Source organism: Ruegeria sp. ABV4_181, assembly GCF_056158465.1.
In genome coordinates, this window is record NZ_JBSWTI010000002.1 from 1488619 (window position 1) to 1513079 (window position 24461).

A 24461-nucleotide genomic window follows, 5' to 3' on the forward strand; every position below is an offset into this window, starting at 1 on the left:
CTCTGGACGTTTGATGAATTGGACGAGTCCTGTTGTTTGCAGGTGGGATGGTAATGACGTGTTTTTGAACCAGGCCGAACCTTTCGCTAAATCTGGCCAGCACAGACGGTGTATCACTTTTGGAATTCGACATTTTTATCCAATTCTGGCCGTGATCTTGGCAGTAGAATGCCGAGCTGGATTTCCGCCGCTTTGGTCGGCTTGGGTAAGAAGGAAGAGCCGATCGACCAGCATGTCATCCAAACCTGGGAGAACACGTGTCCTGCGCTGGACACGACACTTGGATTCTGACTTCGCGTTCGAATTCGGTGAAATTTGTTCTAGAGAGCGATCGTGATCTCTGCTCAAAAACCTAAGCACGGCAACGCAGGCAGGGGCTAAGTACTGGGCATAGTTGGCTGAAATAACCAATACGCGCTCGGGGTCCAAAAGGAGTGAGGACCACAGATGCCCGAGTTCGAAAAGGACTCCAGCCAAAACGGGTAAAGCAGAATTTAGCATAAGACCTTCGCCTCGTTAGCAATCAACTAAGCGACCCGTAGAATACTGGGAGTATTAACTGGCTTTTCAGGATGCTTAAATTTCTGTAAGAAATAGAATTCTAAAATGAGTTATAAGGAAATAGAGGTGCATAGCCACCGTCCGCCATCTATCATTTTGTAGTACCATAACCCCGTTCAAGCGCAGTGCTGCTGATATCCGAATTACCACTTTGTTGCGTCATAGAACTCCTAAAGCCGCCATTGGTGCAGACATAGCGAAAGAGCGCTTTGTCCTGCGTTGTGTGAGTTCAAACGTCCTCATTTTTTGCACTCGCAGCGAATGGCAGGTCTGACGGGCCGTACCGCAGCATCAGACATCCCCAGTGGACGGCAGCTCTGGGCCGACCAACGCGGCAATCCTCCTGAAGCAACAAAGGTGCTCAAACGCCATGTTTTTGAAGCATTGACCGGCTTCAGGACATCCGAGTCCTGTGAAAAATTGATTGGACAAAGCATCGAATGATCGTTGGAATTGAACCCGTTGCAACCTGGGAGGATCCCATGAACCGCATGACAGCAAAAGACTTCAATCAGGAACTGTTGGATCTCTACGACTTCTACGCACACGGCAGGATCACCAAGCGCGAATTCCTTGATAAGGCAGGAAAGTTTGCCGTGGGCGGTGTAACGGCGATGGCGCTGCTGAACATGCTCAGTCCGAACTACGCGATGGCGCAGCAGGTTTCATTCAATGACCCTGATATTCACGCGGATTACATCATGTATCCGTCTCCAAATGGGACGGGGGATGTGCGCGGGTATCTCGTGCGACCTGCAAATGCCGAAGGCCGTTTGCCCGCAGTTTTGGTTATCCACGAGAATCGCGGGCTTAACCCCTATATCGAAGATGTTGCCCGTCGTTTGGCGAAGGCCGGGTTCATGGCGCTTGCACCTGACGGATTGACCTCGGTCGGCGGATATCCTGGAAACGATGCGGATGGCCGTGAATTGCAGCGGACGGTCGATCGTACAGAGCTCATGAACGACTTCTTTGCAGGGTTCGAGCATTTGCTTGCTCGCGATGACAGCACCGGAAAAGTGGGAGCGGTTGGATTCTGCTATGGTGGTGGCGTTGTGGGTGCGATCTCAGTTGCCTATCCTGAGCTTGCCGCCGGCGTACCGTTTTATGGCCGTCAACCGGCCTCAGCAGATGTTCCCAAGATTTAAGCCCCCCTCTTGGTGCAAATGGGCGAATTGGATGAGCGCATCAATGCGGGATGGCCGGATTTTGAGGCCGCTCTGAAGGCAAACGACAAGACCTTTGAGGCCTACATCTACGAAGGGGCCAATCACGGTTTCCACAACGACAGCACGCCCAGATACGATGAGGCGCAAGCCGCGCTGGCCTGGGAACGCACATTGGGATGGTTCAACTCCTATCTGGCGTAGGCGAACAGCAACGTGATCCAGAATATTCGATGGCTTTGGGCCTGCGCGTTTCTTTCTCTGGGGGCAGGGCTCGCTGCGGCACAAGATGTTGAACTGGAACTGGTCTTGCTCGCCGACGCTTCAGGTTCGATTAGTGAGGCCGAGATTGCATTCCAAAGGGAAGGTTACGCACAGGCGATGACTGATCCCCGTGTGCTGTCTGCGATCTCAAACTCCGCATACGGTGCCATCGCCGTAACATATGTCGAATGGGCCGCGAACACCGCTGTCGTTGTCGATTGGATGAAGATTGATGGTCCTGAGAGCGCGTCTGAATTCGCCGCCGCGCTCTCGGGCGCGGGGCGCAATGCCTTTGGTCGAAACGCCATCGGCGCGGCTCTGCTCGATGGCAAACGATTGATTGAGAACAATTCATATGATGGCTGGCGCAAAGTCATCGACTTCTCCGGGGATAGCCCAAATAGCTTCTCTGGCCCACCTATAGAATTGGCTCGGCAAGAGGTGATTGCAGCAGGGATTACCATCAACGCATTGCCCATTCTGTGTCGGTTCTGTGATACGCCCGCGCGATACCCGGACCTTGGTGCGATCTACGAAGAACTGATTATCGGTGGACAGGGCGCATTTGTTGTAACCGCAAAGAGCGAAGAAGACCTGGCCCAAGCGATCCGGCGCAAACTTATCCTAGAGATTTCTGGAGACCTTCCGGATACGAACCTGGCGCAGAATTAGAATCATTTTTTCACTCCTTCGCGCTCGCAGCGAATAACCGCAAAGCGGGTGCGACTGCAGCATTCGAGAACTAATTCGAGTGGCCGGTATGGGCCGAACCTAAACATCACTTATTGCCAATAAATTAGTCGTATTTCGCTGCATGTGGTCCAGAAATGGAGCAGAATGATCACTAACATCAAATCAACTAGACCCTTTGTGCTAGAACACTCTAAAGTGTTCGATGGCAGATTTGACCTAAAGTCATTGTCGATCGCGGGGGCATGAAAATGATCATCAGGGTTTTTCACATCGCCACTGTTCTTTTGATCGCCCTCTCCGGCGCTCTTGTGGCTCAGCAGGGTCCACCACCCGTGACGGTGGCAAAACCGGTTGTGAAATCCATAGTCGAAGATGATGAATTTGTCGGTCGCTTCGGCGCCGCGGCTGACGTGGACGTCCGAGCGCGGGTTTCAGGTTTTCTGGATCAGGTGCATTTCAAGGACGGAACACTCGTCGAACAGGGCGATTTGCTCTTCACGATCGACCAACGTCAGTTTCGTACTGCATTGAGACAAGCCCGGGCACAGATCAGCATTGCTGAAGCAACAAGCGCCTTTACGACTGATCAGCTTGAACGCGCCGAGGCATTGATCAGAAATGGCAACATCGCGGAGAGCGTGGTGGACCAACGTCGCGAAGCTTTTCTTGCGGCGCAAGGTGTCCTGGAACAAGCGCGCGCTGCACTGGAATTGGCCGAGCTTGATCTGGAGTACTCGGAAATCCGAGCGCCAATGTCAGGGCGTATCGACCAGGCCCGGGTTGATCCAGGAAACCTGATCATAGCCCAAGACACCCTTTTGACATCGATCGTCTCGACCGACCCGATTTATTTCTATTTCGACATAGATGAACGCTATTTTCTGGCATACGCGCGGGACGCGCGTGCCCGCGGATCCGTTCTGCAAGAAGGCGCGGACAATCTTCAAGTACTGGTAACAGTGGCTGACCGAAGTATACCGCCTCAGAACGGAATACTGGATTTCTCGGAAAACCGCATTGATGATGAAACCGGCACAATGCGCGTACGCGCAGTTCTGCGCAACCCGGATGAGCTTTTGACACCCGGTCTGTTCGGACGCGTCAACGTTCCGGGTTCGCTTCCTTATGAGGGCATCCTGATCCCGGATGAGGCGATCGCTTCGGATCAGAACCGGAGACTGGTGATGACAGTGGATGCCGAAGGTAATGTGATACCAAAGGAAATCCGACCGGGCCCCAGAATTGACGGTTACAGGGTCGTGCGTGAAGGTTTGGATGGGTCAGAGACGCTGGTGATCGAAGGTCTTGTGCGCGCCCGCCCGGGTAGCGTCGTTGCTGCGGAATTGATCGAACTGCCTTTGATCGCAGAAAACTGATATGGGGCGTTTCTTTGTCACTCGCCCCATCTTTGCGATCGTAGTCGCGGTTGTTACAACCATCGTTGGGTTGCTCGCGTATTTCGAACTGCCCGTTGAGCAGTACCCGGAAATCGCGCCGCCGTCGATTGTGGTCAGGGCGAGTTACCCCGGAGCAGACGCTGAAACAATTGCCGCCACGGTCGCGACCCCGTTGGAGCAAGAGATCAACGGTGTTGAGGGCATGCTCTACATGTCGTCATATTCAACGGCTGACGGGTCCATGTCGCTGACGATCACGTTTGAACTGGGCACCAATCTCGATGCTGCCCAGGTACTTGTCCAAAACCGCGTTTCCATCGCTGAACCGCGCCTTCCGCAAGAAGTAAGAGCGCTCGGCGTCACGACTAACAAGTCTTCACCCGACCTCATGATGGTCATCCATATGCTCTCGCCGGATGAGACTTTTGACCAGCTTTATGTATCCAACTACGCCCGTTCGCGTGTCAGAGATCGCCTTGTGCGTCTTGATGGTGTTGGCGATCTGATTATTTTCGGCGAACGGGAGTTTTCGGCGCGCGTGTGGTTGGACCCGGACCGGCTTGGCTCGCTAGGGCTGACGTCCGGAGATGTCGTCGCGGCGCTGCGCGAACAAAACGTTCAGGTTTCGGGTGGCTCCTTGGGATCACCGCCCAATGCGACTGACAGCGCCTTTCAAGTAACGCTCACAACGCAAGGTCGATTGGAAGATCCACGCCAATTCGGTCGCGTTATCGTCAAGTCGACTGACGACGGGCGCGTCGTGCGGGTAAGGGATGTGGCGCGGGTTGAAATTGGAGCACGCTCCTATGTGACCAACTCGTACCTGAACAACAAACCGGCTGTGGCCCTAGGTATTTTTCAGCGACCGGGATCGAACGCATTGGCGTCGGCGGATGAGATCTTAGCCGTTGTCGAAGAGCTGTCACAGGATTTCCCATCCGGGCTTGAGTATCAGGTAGTCTACAACCCTACAGAATTCATCGAAGCCTCGGTGAACGCGGTCTATCGAACTTTATTCGAAGCGGTATTGCTGGTTGTTGTCGTGATCGTTGTTTTTCTTCAGAGCTGGCGAACGGCCATCATACCTTTGATCGCCATTCCCGTATCGCTCATCGGGACATTTGCCGCGATGCTGGCGCTTGGATACTCTTTGAATTTGCTGACGCTTTTCGGGCTCATTCTGGCTATCGGTATCGTCGTGGACGATGCTATCGTTGTGGTCGAAAACGTTGAACGAAACATTAAGAACGGCATGTCTCCGAAGGATGCGTCCGCCCGCACCATGGATGAAGTCCAAAATGCGATCATCGGGACGACACTGGTTCTGATTGCTGTCTTTGTGCCAGCCGCCTTGGTTCCTGGCATTACCGGCCAATTCTACAGGCAATTTGCTGTGACGATTTCCGTCGCAACAATTATTTCGACCGTCAACTCACTCAGCCTATCACCGGCGATGGCTGCTGTGATTTTGAGGCCAAACTCCAGTGCACCAACACGAAACCCGCTGGCCTTTGTCACCGAACCGATCAGCAATGGGTTCAATAGGGGGTTTGATGCGTTGGCGTCCGCCTATGGTCAGGGCGTGCGGGCATTGTCCAGTACAACTGGGATGCGCAGCATCGTCCTTTTGGTATTTGCCGGATTGATGGGCGGAACATACTGGATCACGACCAAGGTGCCGACCGGGTTCATCCCGGAAATGGACCAGGGATACGCCATCGTCGTGGTGCAACTGCCAGACGGTGCAGCACTGGACCGGACCGATGATATCATCAGGCAAGCAACTGAGATAGCATTGGAAACACCTGGGGTCACAAACGCAGTAGCATTTGCGGGCTTTTCCGGAGCGACCTTTACCAATGCAAGCAATCAAGGTGTGATTTTCACTACCTTTGAGAGTTTTGATGACCGGCAGGAAAGCGGGCTGACTGCTGGTGCCATTGTGGGCCAGCTTTTTGGCCGGATGCAGGCCCTGCGCGAAGCCTTTATTATAGCCATTGCGCCCCCGGCTGTCCGCGGAGTTGGTACTGGTGGCGGATTCAAGCTTCAGCTTCAGGAACTTGAAAGCGCGGACATGTCCCGCGTGTTGCAATCCGCCTATGCCATCATGGGCAGCGCCAGCCAGTCGGATAAGGTTCAGGGCGTGTTCACAACCTTTTCCTCAGGATCACCGCAGCTTTATCTTGAGATCAATCGCGTTCGGGCGCAAATGCTCAACGTCCCGATTGGTGAGATATTCGAAGCACTCTCAATCAACCTCGGGTCTGCCTATGTGAACGACTTTAATGCTTTCGGGCGTCTTTTTCAGGTGCGCGCGCAGGCGGACGAGCCGTTCCGTCTGAACCAGAGCGATATTCGAAGTCTACGCGTCCGTTCTGCAACGGGAGCTTTGGTTCCGTTGGGCACCCTGGTTACCGTCCGCGAAACCGCCGGTCCCGCCTTGGTTCAACGCTACAATCAACAAGTGTCTGTGCCGGTTCAGGGTTCTCCAGCTCCCGATGTGTCAACGGGCCAAGCCTTGCTGGAAATGGAAGCGCTCGCAGAAGCCGTCATGCCGCCAGGACTGGATTTTGAATGGACCGAGCTCGCTTTACAGGAACGGAGTCAGGGCAATACAGCAGCATACATATTCGCCTTTTCGGTGCTGTTTGCCTTTCTGTTTCTCGCAGCGCTCTACGAAAGCTGGACGCTTCCGATGGTCATTATATTGATCGTTCCTCTCGCTGTATTAGGCGCGATGCTGGGGGTGATGTTTCGAGGGATGGACAACAATATTCTGACGCAAGTTGGATTGATTGTTCTTGTGGGGCTTGCCGCAAAGAATGCCATTCTTATCGTGGAGTTCGCCAAGCAGGCGCAGGAAGAAGGTGGGTTATCAGCTATTGATGCCGCCGTCGAAGCCAGCCAATTGCGCTTGCGGCCAATATTGATGACTGCATTCGCGTTTATACTGGGCGTTGTGCCCTTGATGATCGCAGTTGGTCCCGGTTCAGAGATGCGACAGGCTCTTGGAACGGCGGTGTTTTTTGGCATGTCGGGTGTAACTCTGCTTGGACTGTTTTTCACACCTGTTTTCTATGTCGCCATGCGCACGTTATTCCCGATGCGGCAAGCCACGACGTAAGCCAATGGTGCAGTGACAGACGCATTTGAAATGTTCAGTGCGCGGGAAGCAGGATACAAACGTCCGCAGGTCTCTGGCGGAAGCGTTAGTGCAGAGTGAATGGGTGAAAATCTCGAAATAGCCGCTAGGTCTTGTTTCAGCGCCGATCATCAGGAGAACTGAACATGGAAAGCCTAGCTGCCGATCTTCGCGAAATGACGCGAACGCCTTTGCACCAGAGCCATGTCGAAACCTTGAAAGCACTAGGCACTGAAGTGGGTTTTGAGTCAGGCCAAATGATCGCTGAGGTTGGCGATCCTATGGACCACTTTATCTACATTGTGACCGGTCGGGTTGAGGTAATTGATCCACAAACGCGTGAGGCTTACCTACCGACGTCTCTTGGGCCGACGCAGTTTCTGGGAGAAATCGCGTTTCTCAGCGGCGGGGTTTACTCGCTGCCGATGCGGGCGCGAGAGGACACGCACGCTATCTCTGTGCCGCGCGAGAAGATGCTGGATGCAATGTCGCGCATTCCGGAAATGTCAGATATCATCATCACTGTCTTTTCCGCACGTCGCCGACGTCAAATCGAAGACAACGACAGCTCTTTGAAACTGATTGGCGCTGACCTGAGTCGCAATATCCGTCAAATCGAAGAGTTTGCTATCCGAAACAAGATTCCGTTCCAAACGATGGATCTGGGTTCTGAGACTGCATGTAAGGTCGCGCAGGCCTGTCACCTGACAGGCCATCAGCCGGCGGTAATCTTTGGCGACAGCCTGGCGGTCGACAACCCGACTCCAGCCAAAGTCGCCCGATTGCTCGGGCTCGAACAGTCTTACGATTGTCGAGAGGTCATAGATGTTTTGGTTGTTGGAGGTGGTCCGGCCGGGGTCGCGGCTGCGGTCTACGCTGGCGCGGAAGGGCTGTCTGCGATTGTTGTCGAGGACCTGGCGGTTGGGGGACAGGCTGGGACATCCAGTCGGATCGAGAATTACATGGGCTTTCCTACAGGCATATCGGGTGCCGACCTTGTATGGCGAGGGGAGGTCCAAGCCATGAAGTTTGGCACCCGATTTGTTCGCCCAAAGCGGGCCACTCAGTTGCGACGTCAATCCGATGGCGTGTTTTGTGTAACGCTGGATGATGGGCAAAAGCTAAGGACACGCTCGGTAGTAGTCGCCACGGGGGTCCAGTACCGGCGTCTGCCGTTGGACAGACTGAAGGACTTTGAGGGTTTGGGCATCTACTATGCCGCGACCGAGATGGAAGCGCGCTATTGCAAGGGCACCGATGTCGTCGTGGTTGGGGGCGGAAACTCTGCGGGGCAGGCAGCGATGTACCTGTCGCGATCAGCAAAACATGTCCATGTGCTGGTGCGAGGAGACAGCTTGGCTGCATCGATGTCCGATTACCTGCTGTCAAGGTTAGAGGCGGATCCGGCGGTCACCATCCACTACAAGTCCCAGCTAAAGACACTCCTCGGGGAAGAAGCCATGTCCAGGGTCATCATTGAGCGTGACGGATCAGACTGGCCACTCGATTGCAGCGCCGCATTTGTAATGGTTGGGGCTGCACCCAATACCGAATGGTTGTCGCAGAGCTGCCAGCTGGACGCACGCGGCTTTGTGGTCACGGGCAACGAGGCCAACGCTGGATCAACTTTCGCGACGTCTTGTCCCGGCATTTTTGCCGTGGGCGATGTGCGCGCCGGGTCGGTCAAGCGTGTTGCCTCTGCGGTGGGTGAAGGGTCAGTTGTCATATCTCAAGCTTGGGAATACCTGCAAAACTGAGTGTTTTTCTTCGCACAAAAGTTACGTCGCTGTCCTGCCTTGGCTAGCCCGGCTATAAGCAAGACCTCGTATTGTTGCGATGCACCACACTCTAAGTGAATGTAAATTGGCTGCTACAACCCGCTTTGTTGCGCAATCTGTGAGTTCGCGAACCTGAGATTTTGCGCGCGCAGCGAATGTCGGGAAGGCGGGCCGCGACTGCAGCAATCAAAGACCGCAACCAAGGTCGGCTCTGGGCCGCTAAGACTTAAAGCAGTTCTCGCGATGCCAGGTAAGGAACTCAGCCCTTGGGCGATTGGCCGGCCGCCCCGGAGCCAAGAGCTTGCCCGAGGAGTTTATCATCGCGTTCACGGCTTCCATGTCGTTGCTTTGGCGAGAGACAAGAATAGTCAGATCGTCAGCAAGACTTACCAGCCCGCGGTCGAACATCCAATGCGCTGTCCCTGACAAAGCCAGTCCATTGCTCACAATATCTGGACCATCCTGCTCGACCGGCCTGATATGAGCGGCCTCCACCTCAGCGCGCCCTCCGCCGTTGATCAGACGTAGCCCGGTAATTGCGCATCGCTCTCCGTATGCACGTAGAACATTCTTTCTGAAGTTGCGGTCCCTTACGGCGCGGCTGGTCAGTTGCTTGATGCGTTCGCGGTCCGACAGATGCTGGAACGGCATTTGCGCTTCCTGAAATCTGTTTGGAGTGGCCTAGTCCACTCTCGGCAAGACGTCGTGATCTTGTCCAAGACCGCGCTCAACAATCCGCGCGAAATCTTCGGATGAGAGAGGCCGCACGGCAGCCTGGGCGCGCCCGGAGATTTTTCCTCGGTCGTTCAAGAGGCCCTGCTCAACAATTTCATCTGCTTCGCGAAACGGCACTGGATCGCCAAAATCGAGATATGTGCCTGGCTCAATGACGGCGATATGCATGTCGTCATGTTGTGGGTCCGGTATGATTTCCTGAACCTTGGCTACGGCAAAGTAACCCTTGGTATCCTTGATCTTGCTTGGTTCGAGATAAACGATCCAATCGCCCACGCACTGCTGAACGCGCGTCAGATATTGCCGCGGAAACTGATATCGTTCTGAGGGGACATCATCGTAAATTGAATCAGTCCGATGAATGAAAATACCAAACGCCATGTGGCATAGGATGGCCCGGAACGCAGATGAATCCAATCCGTCCGGTGTAGTTTTACCGCCCACTAGATCCGTCTTCGCAAGCCACTGGGTTCAATAGCCCCCCGGTCACGAGACTCGTCGATCAAACTTTTGCGTTGTGCCTCAGCTGGAGGACGTCTTAGGTTCAGCCCCGGATTTTGAGTTTGTTGAAAAGCTATGGCAAAAATTGAAGAGAATTTCTGGGAAGAAAGGTTGGCGGACAGCCTTGTTGCGCTCGCCAAGGCACAAAAGCCATTCCTTAAGCGGTATTGGGAATCTCACGGTTTCCCCACAACGGTGACCTACAACGGACGCGATGAAACTCCCTTCCCGGCCGACGATCATTTTATGATCTACGAGGACGCGACGCACTCATTTCGCTTTGGAACCAATGAGTATTTCGCACCGTTGAAGGCCGCACTCGATCCGGTCCGTGGAGTCTTGCGAGATCACCCGGTTTTGGCCCGTGCCCTAGGAAAGCGGATAAACGTTAATGACGTTCAGGTTGGCGTCTTGAATGGATCTTCGCTCACCAGCCTCAGCGCTCTCATTGTGGGCCAGATGACGCTGAATCCGGCGGCATCAAAAGAAGGCTTTCTCCAAACTGCTTCAAAACTTAACGCGTTGCTTTTGTCGTCTACATCTCAAACCAATCCATCCGATGAAGACGACCTAAACATCGGTATGGATGCCGCATTGTTCTACGGACTTCGCATCCCGCAAGAGATCGACCTTGGTGAGGGTTACGCGCTTGTTCCGCTCTCTCTCATTGAGGAGTACATTGATCGCGAATGGCTTCAGGAAGTGGCTCCGGAGCACGTTGAACGGCGGCGCATAGAGGGCATTTATGCCATTGTCCACAGGTTCTCTTGGAAACCAAGCGTCCGCAACAGACATTCGATGGCCAATAGCCCCTACAAAGCACCTCCGCCCTTGTTTCATCGTTGGACAGAGGAGTTTTCAAATCTGCTTGCGGTGACGCTTGGGACACGAACGTCCCGGATCATGACCCTAGAAGGCTGCATTTCAAGAACCGCATCCGAATTACTTGGTCGGCATCACGGGCCAAAGTCACCTCACTAAGGTCGATCCATAAGCCACCTGTTCGATCCGTTCACAGAGTTCAACGACGCCGACTTTAGCCAACTCGAAAGAGCTAAAGACCTGTTCTCTCGAAGAGCGGCAACCGCCTATGCCGATCTCGCACCTGCTATGTATCGCATGGCCGAAGCCCATGGTCGCGACGGACGTTTTGGCGCACATGATCGAATTCTGGATTTGGCCATTGTCTTTGAGCGGATATTCAAGCCGCCAAGAAATGAACCTATTAGCAAGTTCCTTCAGAATGGAACGGCAGAACTGCTGGGCGAGAGTGAGGAAGAAAAGGAGCTCATCAAGGCCAAGGTCAAGCATTTGTATGACGTTCGGTCCGCCATCATTCACGGTCCCTCCGACGGCCGAAAAACCCAGCTTCTAAGAGAAGTTGAGAAAGCGTGGACATCTGGCGCTGCACTGGCGAGAGACGCATTGTTGCAGAAACTTGAGTAATCGCAGACCTACAGCCCTGGTGTCGAAGTTTCTTTTTGTGGCTTTCAGGGACAGGTTTCGGTTGGCAACTTGCCGATAGCAGCCACCCAAACCAACGTCCGCTTCGACAAAGCTGCATTGCGGCATTGGCAAACGCGCTCAGTGTCCGGTTTGGGCCGCCCTGAACCATACGGGCAGGCATCGGTGACCTCGAGCACCGGCCTTAAGCACCCAACTCGTCATCTTCCGGAGAACTTCCTATACTGTCCGCAAATGTATTGCGAGGGATCGGTTTGGTTCAGGAGGTGCTTCAACGCCGGTTGGCGGCCATCGTTGCGATCGACATGGTCGGCTACAGCCGCCTCGTTCAATTGGACGAGGCTGGCACCTTGGCGCGCCAAAAGGCGATCCGTACCGATCTGATTGACCCCGCGGTGCGGAGCTTCGGGGGGCGAATTGTTAAGACGACGGGCGACGGTGCGCTGCTTGAGTTCGCAAGTGTGGTCAGCGCCGTCGAATGGGCCGTCGCCGTGCAGCGCGAGATGCCCGATCTCGAAGTGGACACTCCCGAAGACCGCCGCATCGCCTACCGTATCGGTATCAATCTCGGCGAGATCGTGCATGATGGCGATGACATCTTCGGTGACGGGGTGAATATCGCGGCCCGCCTGGAAGGTTGCGCTGACCCCGGAGGGATCTGCATATCCGAGCCGGTCTTTCTGAACGTCCACGGTAAGCTCGATCTCGGTTTCGTGGATCTTGGCCCGCAACAGGTCAAGAACATACAAGATCCAATCACAGCCTTTGCGGTGCTTCCAAACCCCGAAGATGCCGGTACCGTCGTCACGGCCCACCGCACGCGCAAGCCGAACATGCGCTTCGGGGTTTTTGCGTTTGCCTTGGTGTTTCTTGCTGCGGGATATCTCGCCTGGTTCTGGTTGGCACCGCCCCAGCCGAGCGGCGACCGCCTGCTGATCGTACCGTTTGCCGCTGATACAGCCGGGGACCGTCAGATCGCCGACGCCGCGACCGAGGATTTCATCGCCTCGCTGGCGCGGCTCGAGGGTCTGCAAACCGTCCCCCATGCCGTGTCCCTAGGATACAAGGGGATCGCGCCCGAGCCTGGTGAGATCGACCCAGAGACCGGCATACGATACGTGCTCGGCGGAACGGCGGTCCGGGTGGGCGACCGGATTGAACTGGCCGTAGACCTCCGGGATTTCGGCGACGACGGCGCGGTAATCTGGGAGGAAAGCGCTGGCGAGGCACCTGAGGAACTCTTCGATCTTTTGGCCGGACTCAAACAAAGGGCCATCGCCGAACTCGTAGGTCCCTTGTCGGCTCGGGAACGCTCCGTGTTGCAGGCTCCGGGCACGAAGGATGTCAGCGCGTTCCTTGCCTATGCCGAAGCCGAAAGGTTCCTCGCCAGCGGGAACTTTTTCGAACTGGAAAAATCTCTGCCTCTCTACGAGCGCGCGATCGAGCAGGATCCCGATTTTCTGGCCGCGCATGCAGGCTACGCCACCGTAAACTTCATCATCTGGAGCCGCAGCTACAACACCATCCGATATACGCTCGACGCGCTCGATGAAGCGGAACGAACTGTCCGCTATATCCTCGACATCGACGACACACATCCAGATGCCCTCGGGATTCAGATCGGCATCAAAATCGAGAAACGCCAATGGAATGCTGCCTTGACCGAGGCCCGGGGTGCCGTCTTCCTGCAACCTGATGAACCCCGGCTGCGGTACGTGTTAGGCCAGGCTCTTCTCGCGGCCGGGCTTTATGACGAAGCGCGTACCGAGTTCACAGCCTACGAAGACCTTTCGCCCCGGCTCAACGCATCGGAATTGCGAGAACTCGCCTTTCATCGCCTTCTCCTGGACGAAACCGACCGGGCGCTTGCGCTTCTGAATCGTGTACCGCTCGAAGAAAGCGATCGGATCGACCAGTACATATTGGCAGCGGCGGCACATGCCCGGAACGGAGACATCGAGATCGCGAAACGGTTCATGGACCTGTTTTTGAAGGAAACAGTCTGGAACAACCTCCTTTGGCAACAGGGTTACTTCGGACGGTACTCGGACCCGGCTATCTTTGCGTTGTGGGCCGAAGCGCTTTCCGCCGCCGGAATGCCAGCCTCGCCATTTGATTTCGAGAAGGGACGGGAAGCCGACAGATTGGGCCATGACGAATTGGTCGCGCTCTTCTCGGATGAGTACGAAGAAATTGTCGACACCGGCCCCTTCGGTACACCCTACCGGCAGGATCGCCCGTCCAAGGGGGTGACCGTTATGTTTTTCGGCTGGATGGATGGCCAGCCGATCACGTCGCGTTGGGTGATCCGGGACGGTCAGTACTGCCATCGCACGAAGGCGGTCCATGTCGACCGCGAAGAGTGTAACAACGTCTACATCGATCGGGAAAAATCGACTGATGCAGTCAAATACGTCGCGAATGTTTATTCCTTCGGTGTATTCGAGTCCGAATTCCGGCGCCGGGTAGACTAGGCGGCGCTATGCATGTGTTGCATGGTCAAGCGCAAAGTAGAGCTGCTGTGACTTCATCCAGGTTCTTACTTTGCGCTTGCCGCGAATGTCCGGGAAGCGGGCTGCACTCGCGGCATTCCAGGACCCTGGCCAAGGTCTGATCTGGGCCGACCTTTCTAACTTTCCGCAGCGGTCCTCAGCTTGCGTAATCTCGACCACGGGCATCGAGCATGGCTCTCCTGCTAATGGCCTCAATCGAGCAGTTGTGGGTTTGAGGCGGTCGTACTCTAGGTCATGTCGCAAGTCAATATTGACATTATTAATGTCGTTATGACATCATTGATGACACCATGAGTGACTCGAAAGATCTCTACTACTTCATTCGGCTTGTGCGCCCGCTCTACAAAGTCTTGGAAAGCGCAGTTGCACGTGAATTGGGTGGCACCGGACTGACCGTTACGGAGCGGGCGGTGCTTGAGCAACTCCATGACCATGGGCCACTTCCTGTTCCGAGGATCGCTGACCGACTAATCGCACCGCGGCAGTTTGTTCAAAAGACCGCGAATGCGCTGATTGAAAAGAGGTTAGTCGAGCGCCGCCAAAACACTGCGCATCGCCGTTCAAAGCTCTTGGCGCTGTCACCAATCGGCGCCGAATTGATCGAAACTGTTTTGGCACGCGAGGCGGTTAACATCGCGCGCGTTTCAGAATGCTTGTCACCCGAAGAGATCGCGACCGCAGTGCGCGTCGCAGAAGCGATGATTGAGGGATTTGCAGAAAAGGAGACGGAAGATGATTGAAGTCTTAGAAGGGGAGTGCCTTTGTGGCGCCGTAAAGTACCGCGTAGATGCTGCTCCTATGGTGTCAGGTGCTTGCTACTGCCGTGATTGCCAGAAGACCTCCGGCGGTGCGGAAGCCCATGGAATAATGTTTCCTGCATCAGCGGTGACCGTTGTACAGGGAACGCCAACGACGTTCAGGCGCAAGGTAGAAAGCGGAAACGATGTCTTTCGGCAGTTTTGTCCGGATTGTGGAGTGCACGTTATATCTTGGAACAGTGCGGCGCCAGAATACAAAGCGATCAAAGTCGGAACGTTGAAGGATCCGTCCGTTTATCAAAGCCAGGGAAGCTTGTGGGTTTCTTCAGCTCAGTCCTGGCATCGTCCTGACCCGATGTTGCCGCAACATTCAAAGATGCCCTGCGTTACGGAGCTGTCGACTGCTCAATAAGAATTTGGTTCCCCTACTTGTTCTAATGGCGGAGGAGTGAATTCGAGGGTTTTGTAAAGCTGTGGGCCGTTAACCAGTTCTCAAGGACGACCGATGGTTTAGGATCGACCCTGACGCATGAGTTTGAATACCCACTGATTTCGCGTGTGCGGCGAATGTCCCAAAAGCGGGCTGCGTCCGCAGCATCATGACTAGTCAATCAAGGTCAGCTAAGGGCCGCTTCCAGTAGTCGGTCGTCTTGGCCATGTTTCAATTGCGCTTGCGATTTCAAATCCGACTAACCTTTTGCCGGGAAATAATTTTATCTGTTCTTTGGTTTGTTCGGACGTGATTGACGAACTTTGTGAGTTTCGGTCTTGCACTGTGCTGAAGGGCGAAGTTTGGCCCTATCAAGCTAGTCCATGCGGCCTTTACCTTCAGCCAACACAATAGGCGGAATCTGGATGACTTCTGGCGGATGAGTGCGTTCGCTGTCGATCACCCGGAACATGGCTTCCAGCATGGCCCCGACATCCTGGCGAACCGAAAACAGGTTTTGGGCCATATACTGGGCAAATGGGTCCCAGTCGAAACTAGCAAAAAGGATCGTGTCCAACGCGGATCGTTCGTTCTGCGCCAGCCAGTCGAACACACCTTCCAGCGAGATCGTGGAGTTGACGAAAACGGCAGTTGGCATGCGCCCAAGCGCTTCAACCTTGGCTGAAAAAGCCGCTTTCGCCTTGTTCGCTGCATAGCCGCAGGCGAGGATATGGTCGTCGATCGGCGACGCGCCTGCACCCGAAATGGCGTCTCTAAACCCACGAATGCGCTCGCTCGTGTTGTGATCTGCAGGGCGTCCGCCGACGCAGAGCAGGCTGTCCTGCCATTCCCGGCCATCGGCGTTTGCGCGTTCGATTAGGGCTGCCGTGACCTTGTAGGCACCCGCGTAATTGTCCGAGATGATCGAGGTTGCAACTGTGCCGGGCAGATCGAGGTTTATCGTTGGTACGCCCTGTTCTCCACAAATCAGCGCGATGCCGTCCGGGTCAGTTGCACCTGTACACACGATACGGTCAACGTTGTAAGAGAGCATCTGACGCACGGTCGCGAGTTCGAGTTCCGGATCGCGCCAGGTGCAGGAGGTCATAGGCAAAAGACCCCGTGCTCGGGCTTCAACCTCAAACCGTTCGGCGATTGCCCCGAAATAGCGGTTGTCATACATCGGGAGAATCATGCCGATCATCCGTGACTGCACACTTCGAAGTGCTCGGGCCTGCATATTGGGGGCATAGCCCATCTCGTTCGCAATCTTCCGCACCGTTTCGGCACGTCTTTCGCTGATACGTCGATTGCGCCAACTGCCGTTCAAAACAGCACCCACGGTGCTTGCCGACGTACCGGCGCGGTTCGCGATATCGTAGATCGTGACCTGTTTTTTCACAGCGTCTTTGGCCATGAACGATTCCCCTTTGACACAATCGCCTGTTTCCCTATAGCCTCAGCACCATCGATTGCGCAACTAGAACAATCGATGGTGCAAAATGCACGGCCGCGCTTTTTCAGCGTGGATCTTTCTGGGAGGAAAGTATGAAACTCAAAACAATACTTGCAGCATCCGTCTGCGCATTCACTTTGACCGCAACCTACGCTGCTGCGGAAACGACCATGGGTATCGTAGTTAAGATCGGTGGCATCCCGTGGTTCAACGCCATGGAGGAAGGCATTAAGGAGCGTGCTGCTGAATTGGGCGTTAGTGCAGAGATGATTGGCCCGACCTCAGCCGACCCAGCTCTTCAGGTGCGTGCGATCGAGGATTTGATTGCTAAGGGTGTCGATGTGATTGGCGTCGTGCCGAACGATGAGGCGGCTCTTGAGCCTGTTTTGCAGAAGGCGATGGACGCCGGTATCAAAGTGGTCGCACACGAAGGTCCCGGCTTGAACAATGTCGACTGGAACTTCGAACTGGCCTCGGCAGATGGTTTTGGCGAAGCGCATGCAAAGCTGCTTTGCGAAAAGACCGAGGAACCTGGCACCTATGCGGTCTACGTTGGTTCGCTGACAGTGCCGCTGCACAATGCCTGGGCCGATGCGGGGATTGCGTGGCTTGCCGAAAATTGTGCCGACAAGCTTAAGCCGGTTGGTGATCGCTATGGCGTGGCCGAAAGTGTCGACGACAGTCGCTCGACCGCGCTTGACTTGATCGCGGCCAATCCAGACCTGCGCGGTTTCCTGGCCTTCGGCAGCCAGGGTCCGATTGGCGCCGGGCGCGCTATCGAAGAACGCCGTTTGGGCGGAAAGGTTCATGTCCTTGGGCCGTTCTCCCCGGGTCAGGGCCAGAAGCTTCTGAAAGATGATGTCATTTCGGGTGGCTTCATGTGGAACCCGGCCGAAGCTGGCCGTGTATTCGTCACCATTGGCAACATGCTGGTCGAAGGTGAAGAGATCACCGACGGGACCGACATTGAAGGCCTTGGCGTGGTTAGCCCGACCGGCACCAACATCATCACCGACAACCTCTTGGAAATTAACAAGAGTACGGTAGACGAGCTGGCAGCCAAGGGCCTCTGAGGCTACCTCATCAAAACGGGGGGCCGTGCGATCTACGGGCCCCCTTTATCGAAAAGCAGAATTCCGTGACAACAGAAACCGAATTGCCCGCCGCATTGCGGCTTCGCAATGTCTCGAAAACCTTTGGCGGAGTGAAAGCCCTCCAGTCAGTGGATTTTGAGGTGCAGCCGGGTGAAGTACATTGCCTCGCCGGCGAAAATGGCTGTGGTAAGTCTACGCTTATCAAGATTGTAACCGGTGTTCATACTCCGGACCCCGGGGCCGAGATTGAGCTTTTTGGTGAACCGATTGCAGCGATTTCACCGTCCCGGGCGCGTGCACTTGGGATCGCCGTAATCTGGCAGGACCTTGCTCTATTCCCGCACATGACCGTTGCCGAAAATATTGCGTTCGACGAGATGGTTGGCCTTGTCCCGCGTCTCAATTTGGGCCGGCGCCATCGAGCTCAGACGCAAGCTGTGCTGGACCGGTTGGGCGTACGGCTTGATCTGGACGCTCGGCTTCTTGACTTGCCGATTGCAGAGCGTCAAGTCGTCGCTATCGCACGTGCCTTGATGGGAGATGCGCAGCTGGTTTTTATGGATGAACCAACCGCGTCGCTGACCCAAAGCGAGACGGATGCACTGCTGGCTGTAGTGCGCACACTTTCTGCGCAAGGGATCGCCGTTGTCTTCGTCAGCCATAGATTAGCCGAAGTTATCGACGTTTCGGAGCGTATTACGGTGGTTCGGGACGGCAAATTGGTAGGTGTATTTCCGACCGAAGGCATGACCCAATTTCGGCTTGGTGAGTTGATGACCGGTACAATGCATGAACATGCGGTAACCGCGCGCGATCGTTCGGACGCGGCACCGGTTTTGGAAGCCGCCGGGCTTACGCGGCACGGAGAGTTCGAAGATATCAACCTGACAATCCGGGAAGGCGAAGTCGTTGGGCTTACCGGATTAATTGGCTCGGGTAGGACCGAGTTGGCGCATGCGCTCATTGGAATGCACCAACCGGACGCCGGTGGCATCCGATTGGAAGGCGCTTCGATACGCATGAAGTCAATTCGGGACGCCATCGCGCGCGGCGTGGCGTATGTTTCGGAAGATCGGCTGTCACTTGGGTTGGTCCAGCCACAGTCCATTTCCGACAACACAGCGATTTCTGTGCTCGACCGCATTCTGGGGGGTCTGGGCTTGATCTCACCTTCCCGTCAATCCGACCTTGTGCGACACTGGATCAGCGAATTGGCGGTAAAGATCGGAAAGCCTGAGGATGCAGTGTCGACCTTGTCGGGTGGCAATCAGCAGCGGGTGGTGTTGGCCAAATGGCTGGCAACGGAACCCCGGCTCCTGATTCTCGACAACCCGACCGTTGGCGTTGATGTCGGCGCGCGGGCAGGCATATTCCGGATTGTACGGCAACTCGCTGAAGAGGGGTTGGCGATCCTGCTGATTTCCGACGAGGTGACCGAGGTCGTCTACAACGCCGACCGCGTATTGCATATGGCGGATGGCAAGTTTGTTGGCGAATACGATCCGAAAACAACCAGCGTTCCTGACCTTGAGGCACGGATTTATGCGTGACGTGTTCCGCACATATCCCATCGAGGCCCGCCTTTCGGTTGTTCTGCTTTTGATTGTCATCGGGCTTTCGTTGGCCACCGACACGTTCCTGACATTGGGCAACATCACGTCGCTGCTGAACAACAATGCCGTGAATCTTATCTGGGCTGTGGGCCTTCTGGTCGTTTTGATTGCAGGCGGGATCGACATTTCGTTCGCTGTCGCAGCCTCGGTCGTTCAGTACGTGGCAGCACAGGTTTTCATGGCGTTAGGCGGCGGCAACTGGGCCATCGGGTTCCTTGTCGCGGGCACGCTTGGGATTGGACTAGGGCTAATAAATGCCTTCCTGATCCACGGATTCCGAGTGATTTCGATTGTCATCACGATCGCCACGTTCAACGCATTCTTTGGGCTTCTGATGTTTTTCACGAAGGGTCGGAACATCTACAATTTACCTGACTGGTGGACGGACCGAATTTTCATCTTCGAGCGGCAGGCGGCAGACGGGACGTGGTCCGAACTGAACCTGTCGGTCGGGGTCATGATCGTCTGCGTTCTGGCAACCTGGGGGTTGATCCGCCTTACGACGCTGGGCCGACAGCTCTACGCCTTTGGTGACAATCCGGAGGGCGCTCGCCGCGCTGGTGTCAGCATCTGGCAAATGCAAATTGTCGCGTTCGGCTGGTGCGGGATGATGGCCGGGATCGGCGGGTTGATGCAGGTGAATATCGCTCAGGAAGTCGTACCAAACGCGCTCTATGGCCGGGAACTGGACGTGCTGGCGGCCGTCGTTCTGGGTGGCGCGCGGCTTGGAGGAGGTCGCGGCACGGTGGTTGGCTGCATTCTCGGTGTCATGTTCGTGGCTGTCACACAAAATGGGCTGAACCTGCTCGGTATCTCGCCGTTCGCCTTCCAGATGATCATTGGCGCGGCAATACTTGTGGCAATATCGTCTTCGAACCTGAGCTTTGGCGGTCGTAAGAATTCGCGCCGGCCGTCGGAAGCCACGGCATGACAATGCGCGATAGGATAAACGCCCTATTCGGGGCTGAGACACTTCCGCTTTTGGCTTTTCTTTGCGTGGTATTTTTAGGTTTCTCTTTGGCGACGCCTTTGTTCCTAACGGGCGCGAACCTGCGTTCGATGGCCTTTCAAATGCCGGTGCTCGGGTTGCTGACACTGGCAATGCTTGTTCCGATCCTGTCTGGTGGGCTGAACTTGGCAATCATCTTTCAAGCCAACATCTCGGGACTGGCGCTGGCCTGGGTCCTGATTCAGTTTGGCGGACCTGAAGCCGGTCCAGGCGCTTTCGTACTGGGAGCCGCGCTTGCAGTTTTGACTGGTGCTGTTTCGGGTGCGGTCATGGGAGCGGTCGTGGCTTACGTCGGTGCCCATCCCATCCTGGTATCGCTGGCGATGATGATCTTCCTGCGGGGTCTTGGCGAGTTTCTGACGCGCGGTGGCGATATCTCAGGCTTTCCCGAATACATGAACGTTCTTGGCCACGGCAGCCTTCTCGGCATCCCGGTTCCGATGATCGTCTTTATCGTTGCCGCGTTCCTTTGGAATGTCATGTTGAAGCGGTCGCGGCACGGGTTTTCGGTCTACATGATAGGGTCCAACATTGAGGCGTCGGAATATTCAGGCCTGCACACGCGTCGGACACTTGTGCTGATCTATGCCATATCGGGTGTGATCTGTGCCGTCGCGGGGATTGTGATGGCGGCGCGATTCAATTCAGTTCGCGTCGGCCACGGCGAGGCGCTTTTGCTTGTGACGGTTTTGGCCTGCTTTCTTGGAGGAATCGACCCGTTCGGCGGGTTCGGACGTGTGCTGCCAGTTGTCCTCGCACTGATCATCTTGCAGGCGCTGTCCTCCGGCCTGAATTTGATAGGAGCAAACCAGCATCTTTCTACCGCTGTTTGGGGCCTCTTTCTGATTGCTGTCATGGCGCTCAGGTGGGTCGGGATGCGATGGCGAAGCAGACAACGAAAAGGAGCGTGACGATGGAAGGTTTCGGCGTACACACCAGCATGTGGACCATGCATTGGGATCGCGAGGGTGCCGAGAGGACGATTCCCGCCGCTGCAGCTTACAAGATGGATTTCATCGAGATCGCCCTTTTGGATACAAGCGTTGTCGACGCGGAACACACCCGTAGTCTTCTTGCAGAGCACGAGATGCGCGCGGTCTGTTCGCTGGGCTTGCCCGAGGTTAACTGGGCCTCGGTGAATCCTGATGGCGCCATAGAGCATCTGATCGACGCCATGAACAAAACCAAGGAAATGGGGGCCGATGCACTGTCCGGTGTCACTTATGGCGGGATAGGGGAACGTACGGGCGTGCCGCCGACTCAAAGTGAGTACGACAATATCGCACACGCACTTGAAGCCGCCGCGAAACATGCGAAAAGCATCGGAATTGCATTCGGGATCGAACCGGTGAACCGCTACGAGAACCACTTGATCAACACCGGGTGGCAAGCGATCGAAATGATCGAGAAGGTTGGCGCAGATAATATTTTTGTCCATCTCGACACCTATCACATGAACATCGAAGAGAAGGGCGCAGGCAATGGCATCCTCGACGCGCGCGAACATCTTCGCTACATCCACTTGTCGGAAAGCGACCGCGGTACGCCAGGCGAGGGAACCTGCGACTGGGATGAGATTTACGCGACGCTCGCGGCCATCGGCTTCAAGGGTGGGTTAGCAATGGAAAGCTTCATCAACATGCCGCCGCAGGTCGCATATGGTCTGGCTATCTGGCGTCCGGTCGCCCCATCGTTTGAAGAAGTGATGGACAAGGGCCTGCCATTCCTTCGAAACAAGGCCGCGCAATATCGCCTGATATGAACGGCGGCAATAAATGACGCAAACCGGCGAAATCGCAGTTCTCGATATCGGCAAGACCAATGTCGATCTGTGGGTGGCCGCTGCCGATGGCACCCTATTCAAGAAAAGATCCACACCGAACAGGGTGCTCGCCGGACCGCCCTGGCAACATCATGACGTTGATGCACTTTCCGTTTGGGTGGGCGAAACGTTGGCGTATTTCTGTCGGGAGCATCCAATCCGGGTTGTTGTGCCCGTGGGACACGGCTCGGGCGGTGTTCTTACAGGTGATCACCCTGATGCGAACGGTGCCGGTCTTGCCATGCCGATGATCGACTACGAACAGCCGTGCCCACCCGAGATTGATGCGGAATACAGTCTGAAGGCCGGTTCGTTCGAGGATCGCGGCAGTCCCGTGATGATGGCTTCGACCCACGCCGCGCGGCAGCTTTTGTGGATGGAATACGCCCAGCCCGAGAGCTTTAAGGCGGCCCGCCATTTTCTCAACATCGCTCAATACTGGGGTTGGTGGCTGACCGGAGTGGCCGCGTCAGAATACTCGGCCATGGGGGCGCAGTCGCACCTTTGGAATGTCCGTCAACGCCGTTGGACCCCAATTGTAAAGGGCCAGGACTGGCAACGGCTGATGCCGGAATTTAGGCCCGCCTGGACAGCACTCGGCACGATACGGCAGCCGCTTGTCCGGAAGTTCGGCTTGCCTGACGACATCACGGTCCTGACAGGGGCTCATGACTCAACCGCGAATTTCTATCGATACATCGCCGACGGGATGCGCGAATTTACATTGGTCTCGACGGGCACCTGGATCGTGGGACTCTCACTCGATGTCGATCTGTCCTCACTGGATGAGGCGCGCGGCATGACGATCAATTCAGACTTGGACGGCAACGCCGTTGGTGGTGCGCTGGTGATGGGGGGGCGTGAGTTTTCGTCCATTGCTGGCAAAGACTGGAGCGGTGGGTCCGCGGACGCAGAGGTTTTAGCTCGGCTCGTTGCCCGGAAAACCTTGGCGATTCCAAGCTTCAGCAACAACGAGGGCCAGTTTCCCGGAAGCGGTTGCCGCGGACATTTTCTTGGTCCGCCGCCGAAAGATCAGAGCGAGCGTACAGCGCTGGCCCTTCTGTACACCGCGCTTCTGACAACAACCTGTGCCGACGTTATAGATGGTGGCGAAACTCTAGTTCTCGATGGAACGTTTCTTAAAGAACCGCTTTTCGCGCCACTTGTTGCAGCTTTGCGCGGCACCAGAGAGACCGTTCTTTCGGATGAGCCGCACGGTGTTGTTGCAGGTGCTGTACGCCTCGCCGACCACGAGGTCCGGACCAGCCCGGGGCGAGTGTCGCTCAAACCGGTCAAGCCCCTCGCCATGCCCGGCCTGGCAGCGTACTTCCAACACTGGCGCAGAGCCGCAGACGAAAAAGGAAAAGCAGAGAATGACTGAAGCCGAATTACGGGAGCGTATGGTTGAAACTTGCAGGCAGATGAACGCCACAGGCATCAACCAAGGCACAGCAGGTAATCTGTCGGCCCGTTGTGGCAAGGGCTTTCTGATCACGCCATCATCGCTGCCCTATGACACTATGACACCAGAAGACCTTGTCGAAATGGATTTTGCAGGCACTTATTCGGGGCGAAGGCCTTCGTCGGAATGGCGCTTTCACCGCGACATTCTACAGAACCGGACAGATATCGAAGTCGTTTTGCATTGCCACTCGGTGTACGCCACGACCCTGGCTTGCCATCATCGCGAGATCCCCGCTTTTCACTACATGGTCGGGATCGCCGGAGGCATAACCATTCGCTGTTCCGAATATGCCACCTTCGGCACGCAGGAACTGTCCGATACGGCGCTCAGTGCACTTGATGGGCGTCTTGCGTGCCTGCTTGGTCAACATGGCCAGATCTCACTCGGCAAGACTTTGGATTCCGCGCTTTGGTTGGCGACCGAGGTCGAAACCTTGGCAAGGTTATACGTGCAGGCTTTGCCGCTGGGCGATCCTCCGATCCTTTCGGATGCAGAAATGAAGCGAGTGATCGATCAGATGCAGCGCATGAGCTACGGCCAAGGTCCGGAGCCGGAGGGCAGCGAAGACGCGGCTCGTCCACGCAACTGACCGGGAAGAGG

19 protein-coding genes and 1 pseudogene are annotated in these 24461 nt (G+C 55.6%); 17 read left to right on the forward strand and 3 right to left on the reverse strand.

The genetic code is table 11. The features are described 5' to 3' along the window. The first annotated feature begins 1043 nt into the window (after nt 1-1043). The 5 genes and pseudogenes from yghX to ACXAC3_RS07390 all read left to right on the forward strand — a co-directional run bounded on the left by yghX (nt 1044) and on the right by ACXAC3_RS07390 (nt 8980). A pseudogene (gene yghX, locus ACXAC3_RS07370) lies at nt 1044-1931 on the forward strand (YghX family hydrolase). 12 nt (nt 1932-1943) lie between these two features. Then, entirely contained in the window at nt 1944-2663 is a 720-nt protein-coding gene (locus ACXAC3_RS07375) for a DUF1194 domain-containing protein (RefSeq protein ID WP_475158207.1), read from the forward strand. A 269-nt stretch (nt 2664-2932) separates the two neighbouring features. Continuing rightward, on the forward strand, nt 2933-4060 hold the full coding sequence (locus ACXAC3_RS07380; RefSeq protein ID WP_475158210.1) for an efflux RND transporter periplasmic adaptor subunit: 1128 nt from the start codon (nt 2933-2935) through the stop codon (nt 4058-4060). A gap of 1 nt (nt 4061) precedes the next feature. Continuing rightward, a complete protein-coding gene (locus ACXAC3_RS07385; protein ID WP_475158212.1) occupies nt 4062-7205 on the forward strand; it encodes an efflux RND transporter permease subunit in 3144 nt (1047 codons plus the stop codon). A gap of 164 nt (nt 7206-7369) precedes the next feature. After that, the gene (locus ACXAC3_RS07390; protein ID WP_475158214.1) at nt 7370-8980 is read left to right on the forward strand and encodes an FAD-dependent oxidoreductase; all 1611 of its coding nucleotides are present in this window, start codon (nt 7370-7372) and stop codon (nt 8978-8980) included. Between the two features lie 240 nt (nt 8981-9220). Here ACXAC3_RS07390 and ACXAC3_RS07395 read toward each other — a convergent pair whose 3' ends face one another. Further along, on the reverse strand, nt 9221-9652 hold the full coding sequence (locus ACXAC3_RS07395; RefSeq protein WP_475158215.1) for an HNH endonuclease: 432 nt from the start codon (nt 9650-9652) through the stop codon (nt 9221-9223). A gap of 30 nt (nt 9653-9682) precedes the next feature. Next, entirely contained in the window at nt 9683-10180 is a 498-nt protein-coding gene (locus ACXAC3_RS07400; protein ID WP_475158217.1) for a hypothetical protein, read from the reverse strand. Nucleotides 10181-10312: 132 nt separating this feature from the next. On the opposite strand from ACXAC3_RS07400, the gene ACXAC3_RS07405 reads away from it, so the two are divergent. The 5 genes from ACXAC3_RS07405 to ACXAC3_RS07425 all read left to right on the forward strand — a co-directional run bounded on the left by ACXAC3_RS07405 (nt 10313) and on the right by ACXAC3_RS07425 (nt 15384). Next, on the forward strand, nt 10313-11218 hold the full coding sequence (locus ACXAC3_RS07405) for a hypothetical protein (RefSeq protein WP_475158220.1): 906 nt from the start codon (nt 10313-10315) through the stop codon (nt 11216-11218). Nucleotides 11219-11356: 138 nt separating this feature from the next. Continuing rightward, the gene (locus ACXAC3_RS07410; RefSeq protein WP_475158222.1) at nt 11357-11683 is read left to right on the forward strand and encodes a hypothetical protein; all 327 of its coding nucleotides are present in this window, start codon (nt 11357-11359) and stop codon (nt 11681-11683) included. A 299-nt stretch (nt 11684-11982) separates the two neighbouring features. Continuing rightward, nucleotides 11983-14175 (forward strand): adenylate/guanylate cyclase domain-containing protein, encoded by a 2193-nt coding sequence (locus ACXAC3_RS07415; RefSeq protein WP_475158224.1) that lies wholly within the window; start codon nt 11983-11985, stop codon nt 14173-14175. A gap of 329 nt (nt 14176-14504) precedes the next feature. Further along, on the forward strand, nt 14505-14954 hold the full coding sequence (locus ACXAC3_RS07420; protein WP_475158227.1) for a MarR family winged helix-turn-helix transcriptional regulator: 450 nt from the start codon (nt 14505-14507) through the stop codon (nt 14952-14954). Next, nucleotides 14947-15384: a GFA family protein gene (locus ACXAC3_RS07425; protein ID WP_475158230.1), complete on the forward strand. Its 438-nt coding sequence runs from the start codon at nt 14947-14949 to the stop codon at nt 15382-15384. Before ACXAC3_RS07420 ends, ACXAC3_RS07425 begins: the two co-directional genes overlap by 8 nt. A 394-nt stretch (nt 15385-15778) precedes the next feature. On the opposite strand, the gene ACXAC3_RS07430 is transcribed toward ACXAC3_RS07425, so the two are convergent. Then, nucleotides 15779-16819 carry a LacI family DNA-binding transcriptional regulator gene (locus ACXAC3_RS07430; RefSeq protein ID WP_475158232.1) on the reverse strand — a complete coding sequence of 347 codons (1041 nt, stop codon included), beginning with the start codon at nt 16817-16819 and terminating at the stop codon, nt 15779-15781. A 131-nt stretch (nt 16820-16950) separates the two neighbouring features. On the opposite strand from ACXAC3_RS07430, the gene ACXAC3_RS07435 reads away from it, so the two are divergent. The 7 genes from ACXAC3_RS07435 (at nt 16951) to ACXAC3_RS07465 (ending at nt 24450) form a co-directional block, all read left to right on the forward strand. Continuing rightward, nucleotides 16951-17931: a substrate-binding domain-containing protein gene (locus tag ACXAC3_RS07435; RefSeq protein ID WP_475158238.1), complete on the forward strand. Its 981-nt coding sequence runs from the start codon at nt 16951-16953 to the stop codon at nt 17929-17931. A 65-nt stretch (nt 17932-17996) separates the two neighbouring features. Further along, nucleotides 17997-19502: a sugar ABC transporter ATP-binding protein gene (locus ACXAC3_RS07440; RefSeq protein WP_475158244.1), complete on the forward strand. Its 1506-nt coding sequence runs from the start codon at nt 17997-17999 to the stop codon at nt 19500-19502. Continuing rightward, complete coding sequence (locus ACXAC3_RS07445; RefSeq protein WP_475158245.1) at nt 19495-20496, forward strand: ABC transporter permease; 1002 nt, start codon at nt 19495-19497, stop codon at nt 20494-20496. Before ACXAC3_RS07440 ends, ACXAC3_RS07445 begins: the two co-directional genes overlap by 8 nt. 128 nt (nt 20497-20624) lie before the next feature. Further along, entirely contained in the window at nt 20625-21485 is an 861-nt protein-coding gene (locus tag ACXAC3_RS07450) for an ABC transporter permease (protein ID WP_475158247.1), read from the forward strand. Nucleotides 21486-21487: 2 nt separating this feature from the next. Continuing rightward, nucleotides 21488-22336, forward strand: coding sequence for a sugar phosphate isomerase/epimerase family protein (locus ACXAC3_RS07455; protein WP_475158249.1), 849 nt, complete (start codon nt 21488-21490; stop codon nt 22334-22336). Nucleotides 22337-22349: 13 nt separating this feature from the next. After that, nucleotides 22350-23777 carry an FGGY family carbohydrate kinase gene (locus ACXAC3_RS07460; RefSeq protein WP_475158250.1) on the forward strand — a complete coding sequence of 476 codons (1428 nt, stop codon included), beginning with the start codon at nt 22350-22352 and terminating at the stop codon, nt 23775-23777. Continuing rightward, nucleotides 23770-24450, forward strand: a complete 681-nt coding sequence (locus tag ACXAC3_RS07465; protein WP_475158252.1) for a class II aldolase/adducin family protein — start codon at nt 23770-23772, stop codon at nt 24448-24450. The genes ACXAC3_RS07460 and ACXAC3_RS07465 overlap by 8 nt, the downstream gene beginning before the upstream one ends. Nucleotides 24451-24461 lie beyond the last annotated feature (11 nt).

Excerpts from the sequence above, each read along its gene's own strand:
- ACXAC3_RS07380 (WP_475158210.1), top strand. The coding sequence starts at position 2,933 with ATGATCATCAGGGTTTTTCACATCGCCACTGTTCTTTTGATCGCCCTC.
- ACXAC3_RS07385 (WP_475158212.1), top strand. The coding sequence starts at position 4,062 with ATGGGGCGTTTCTTTGTCACTCGCCCCATCTTTGCGATCGTAGTCGCG.
- ACXAC3_RS07390 (WP_475158214.1), top strand. The coding sequence starts at position 7,370 with ATGGAAAGCCTAGCTGCCGATCTTCGCGAAATGACGCGAACGCCTTTG.
- ACXAC3_RS07395 (WP_475158215.1), bottom strand. The coding sequence starts at position 9,652 with ATGCCGTTCCAGCATCTGTCGGACCGCGAACGCATCAAGCAACTGACC.
- ACXAC3_RS07405 (WP_475158220.1), top strand. The coding sequence starts at position 10,313 with ATGGCAAAAATTGAAGAGAATTTCTGGGAAGAAAGGTTGGCGGACAGC.
- ACXAC3_RS07410 (WP_475158222.1), top strand. The coding sequence starts at position 11,357 with ATGGCCGAAGCCCATGGTCGCGACGGACGTTTTGGCGCACATGATCGA.
- ACXAC3_RS07420 (WP_475158227.1), top strand. The coding sequence starts at position 14,505 with ATGAGTGACTCGAAAGATCTCTACTACTTCATTCGGCTTGTGCGCCCG.
- ACXAC3_RS07425 (WP_475158230.1), top strand. The coding sequence starts at position 14,947 with ATGATTGAAGTCTTAGAAGGGGAGTGCCTTTGTGGCGCCGTAAAGTAC.
- ACXAC3_RS07430 (WP_475158232.1), bottom strand. The coding sequence starts at position 16,819 with ATGGCCAAAGACGCTGTGAAAAAACAGGTCACGATCTACGATATCGCG.
- ACXAC3_RS07435 (WP_475158238.1), top strand. The coding sequence starts at position 16,951 with ATGAAACTCAAAACAATACTTGCAGCATCCGTCTGCGCATTCACTTTG.
- ACXAC3_RS07445 (WP_475158245.1), top strand. The coding sequence starts at position 19,495 with ATGCGTGACGTGTTCCGCACATATCCCATCGAGGCCCGCCTTTCGGTT.
- ACXAC3_RS07450 (WP_475158247.1), top strand. The coding sequence starts at position 20,625 with ATGGCCTTTCAAATGCCGGTGCTCGGGTTGCTGACACTGGCAATGCTT.
- ACXAC3_RS07455 (WP_475158249.1), top strand. The coding sequence starts at position 21,488 with ATGGAAGGTTTCGGCGTACACACCAGCATGTGGACCATGCATTGGGAT.
- ACXAC3_RS07460 (WP_475158250.1), top strand. The coding sequence starts at position 22,350 with ATGACGCAAACCGGCGAAATCGCAGTTCTCGATATCGGCAAGACCAAT.
- ACXAC3_RS07465 (WP_475158252.1), top strand. The coding sequence starts at position 23,770 with ATGACTGAAGCCGAATTACGGGAGCGTATGGTTGAAACTTGCAGGCAG.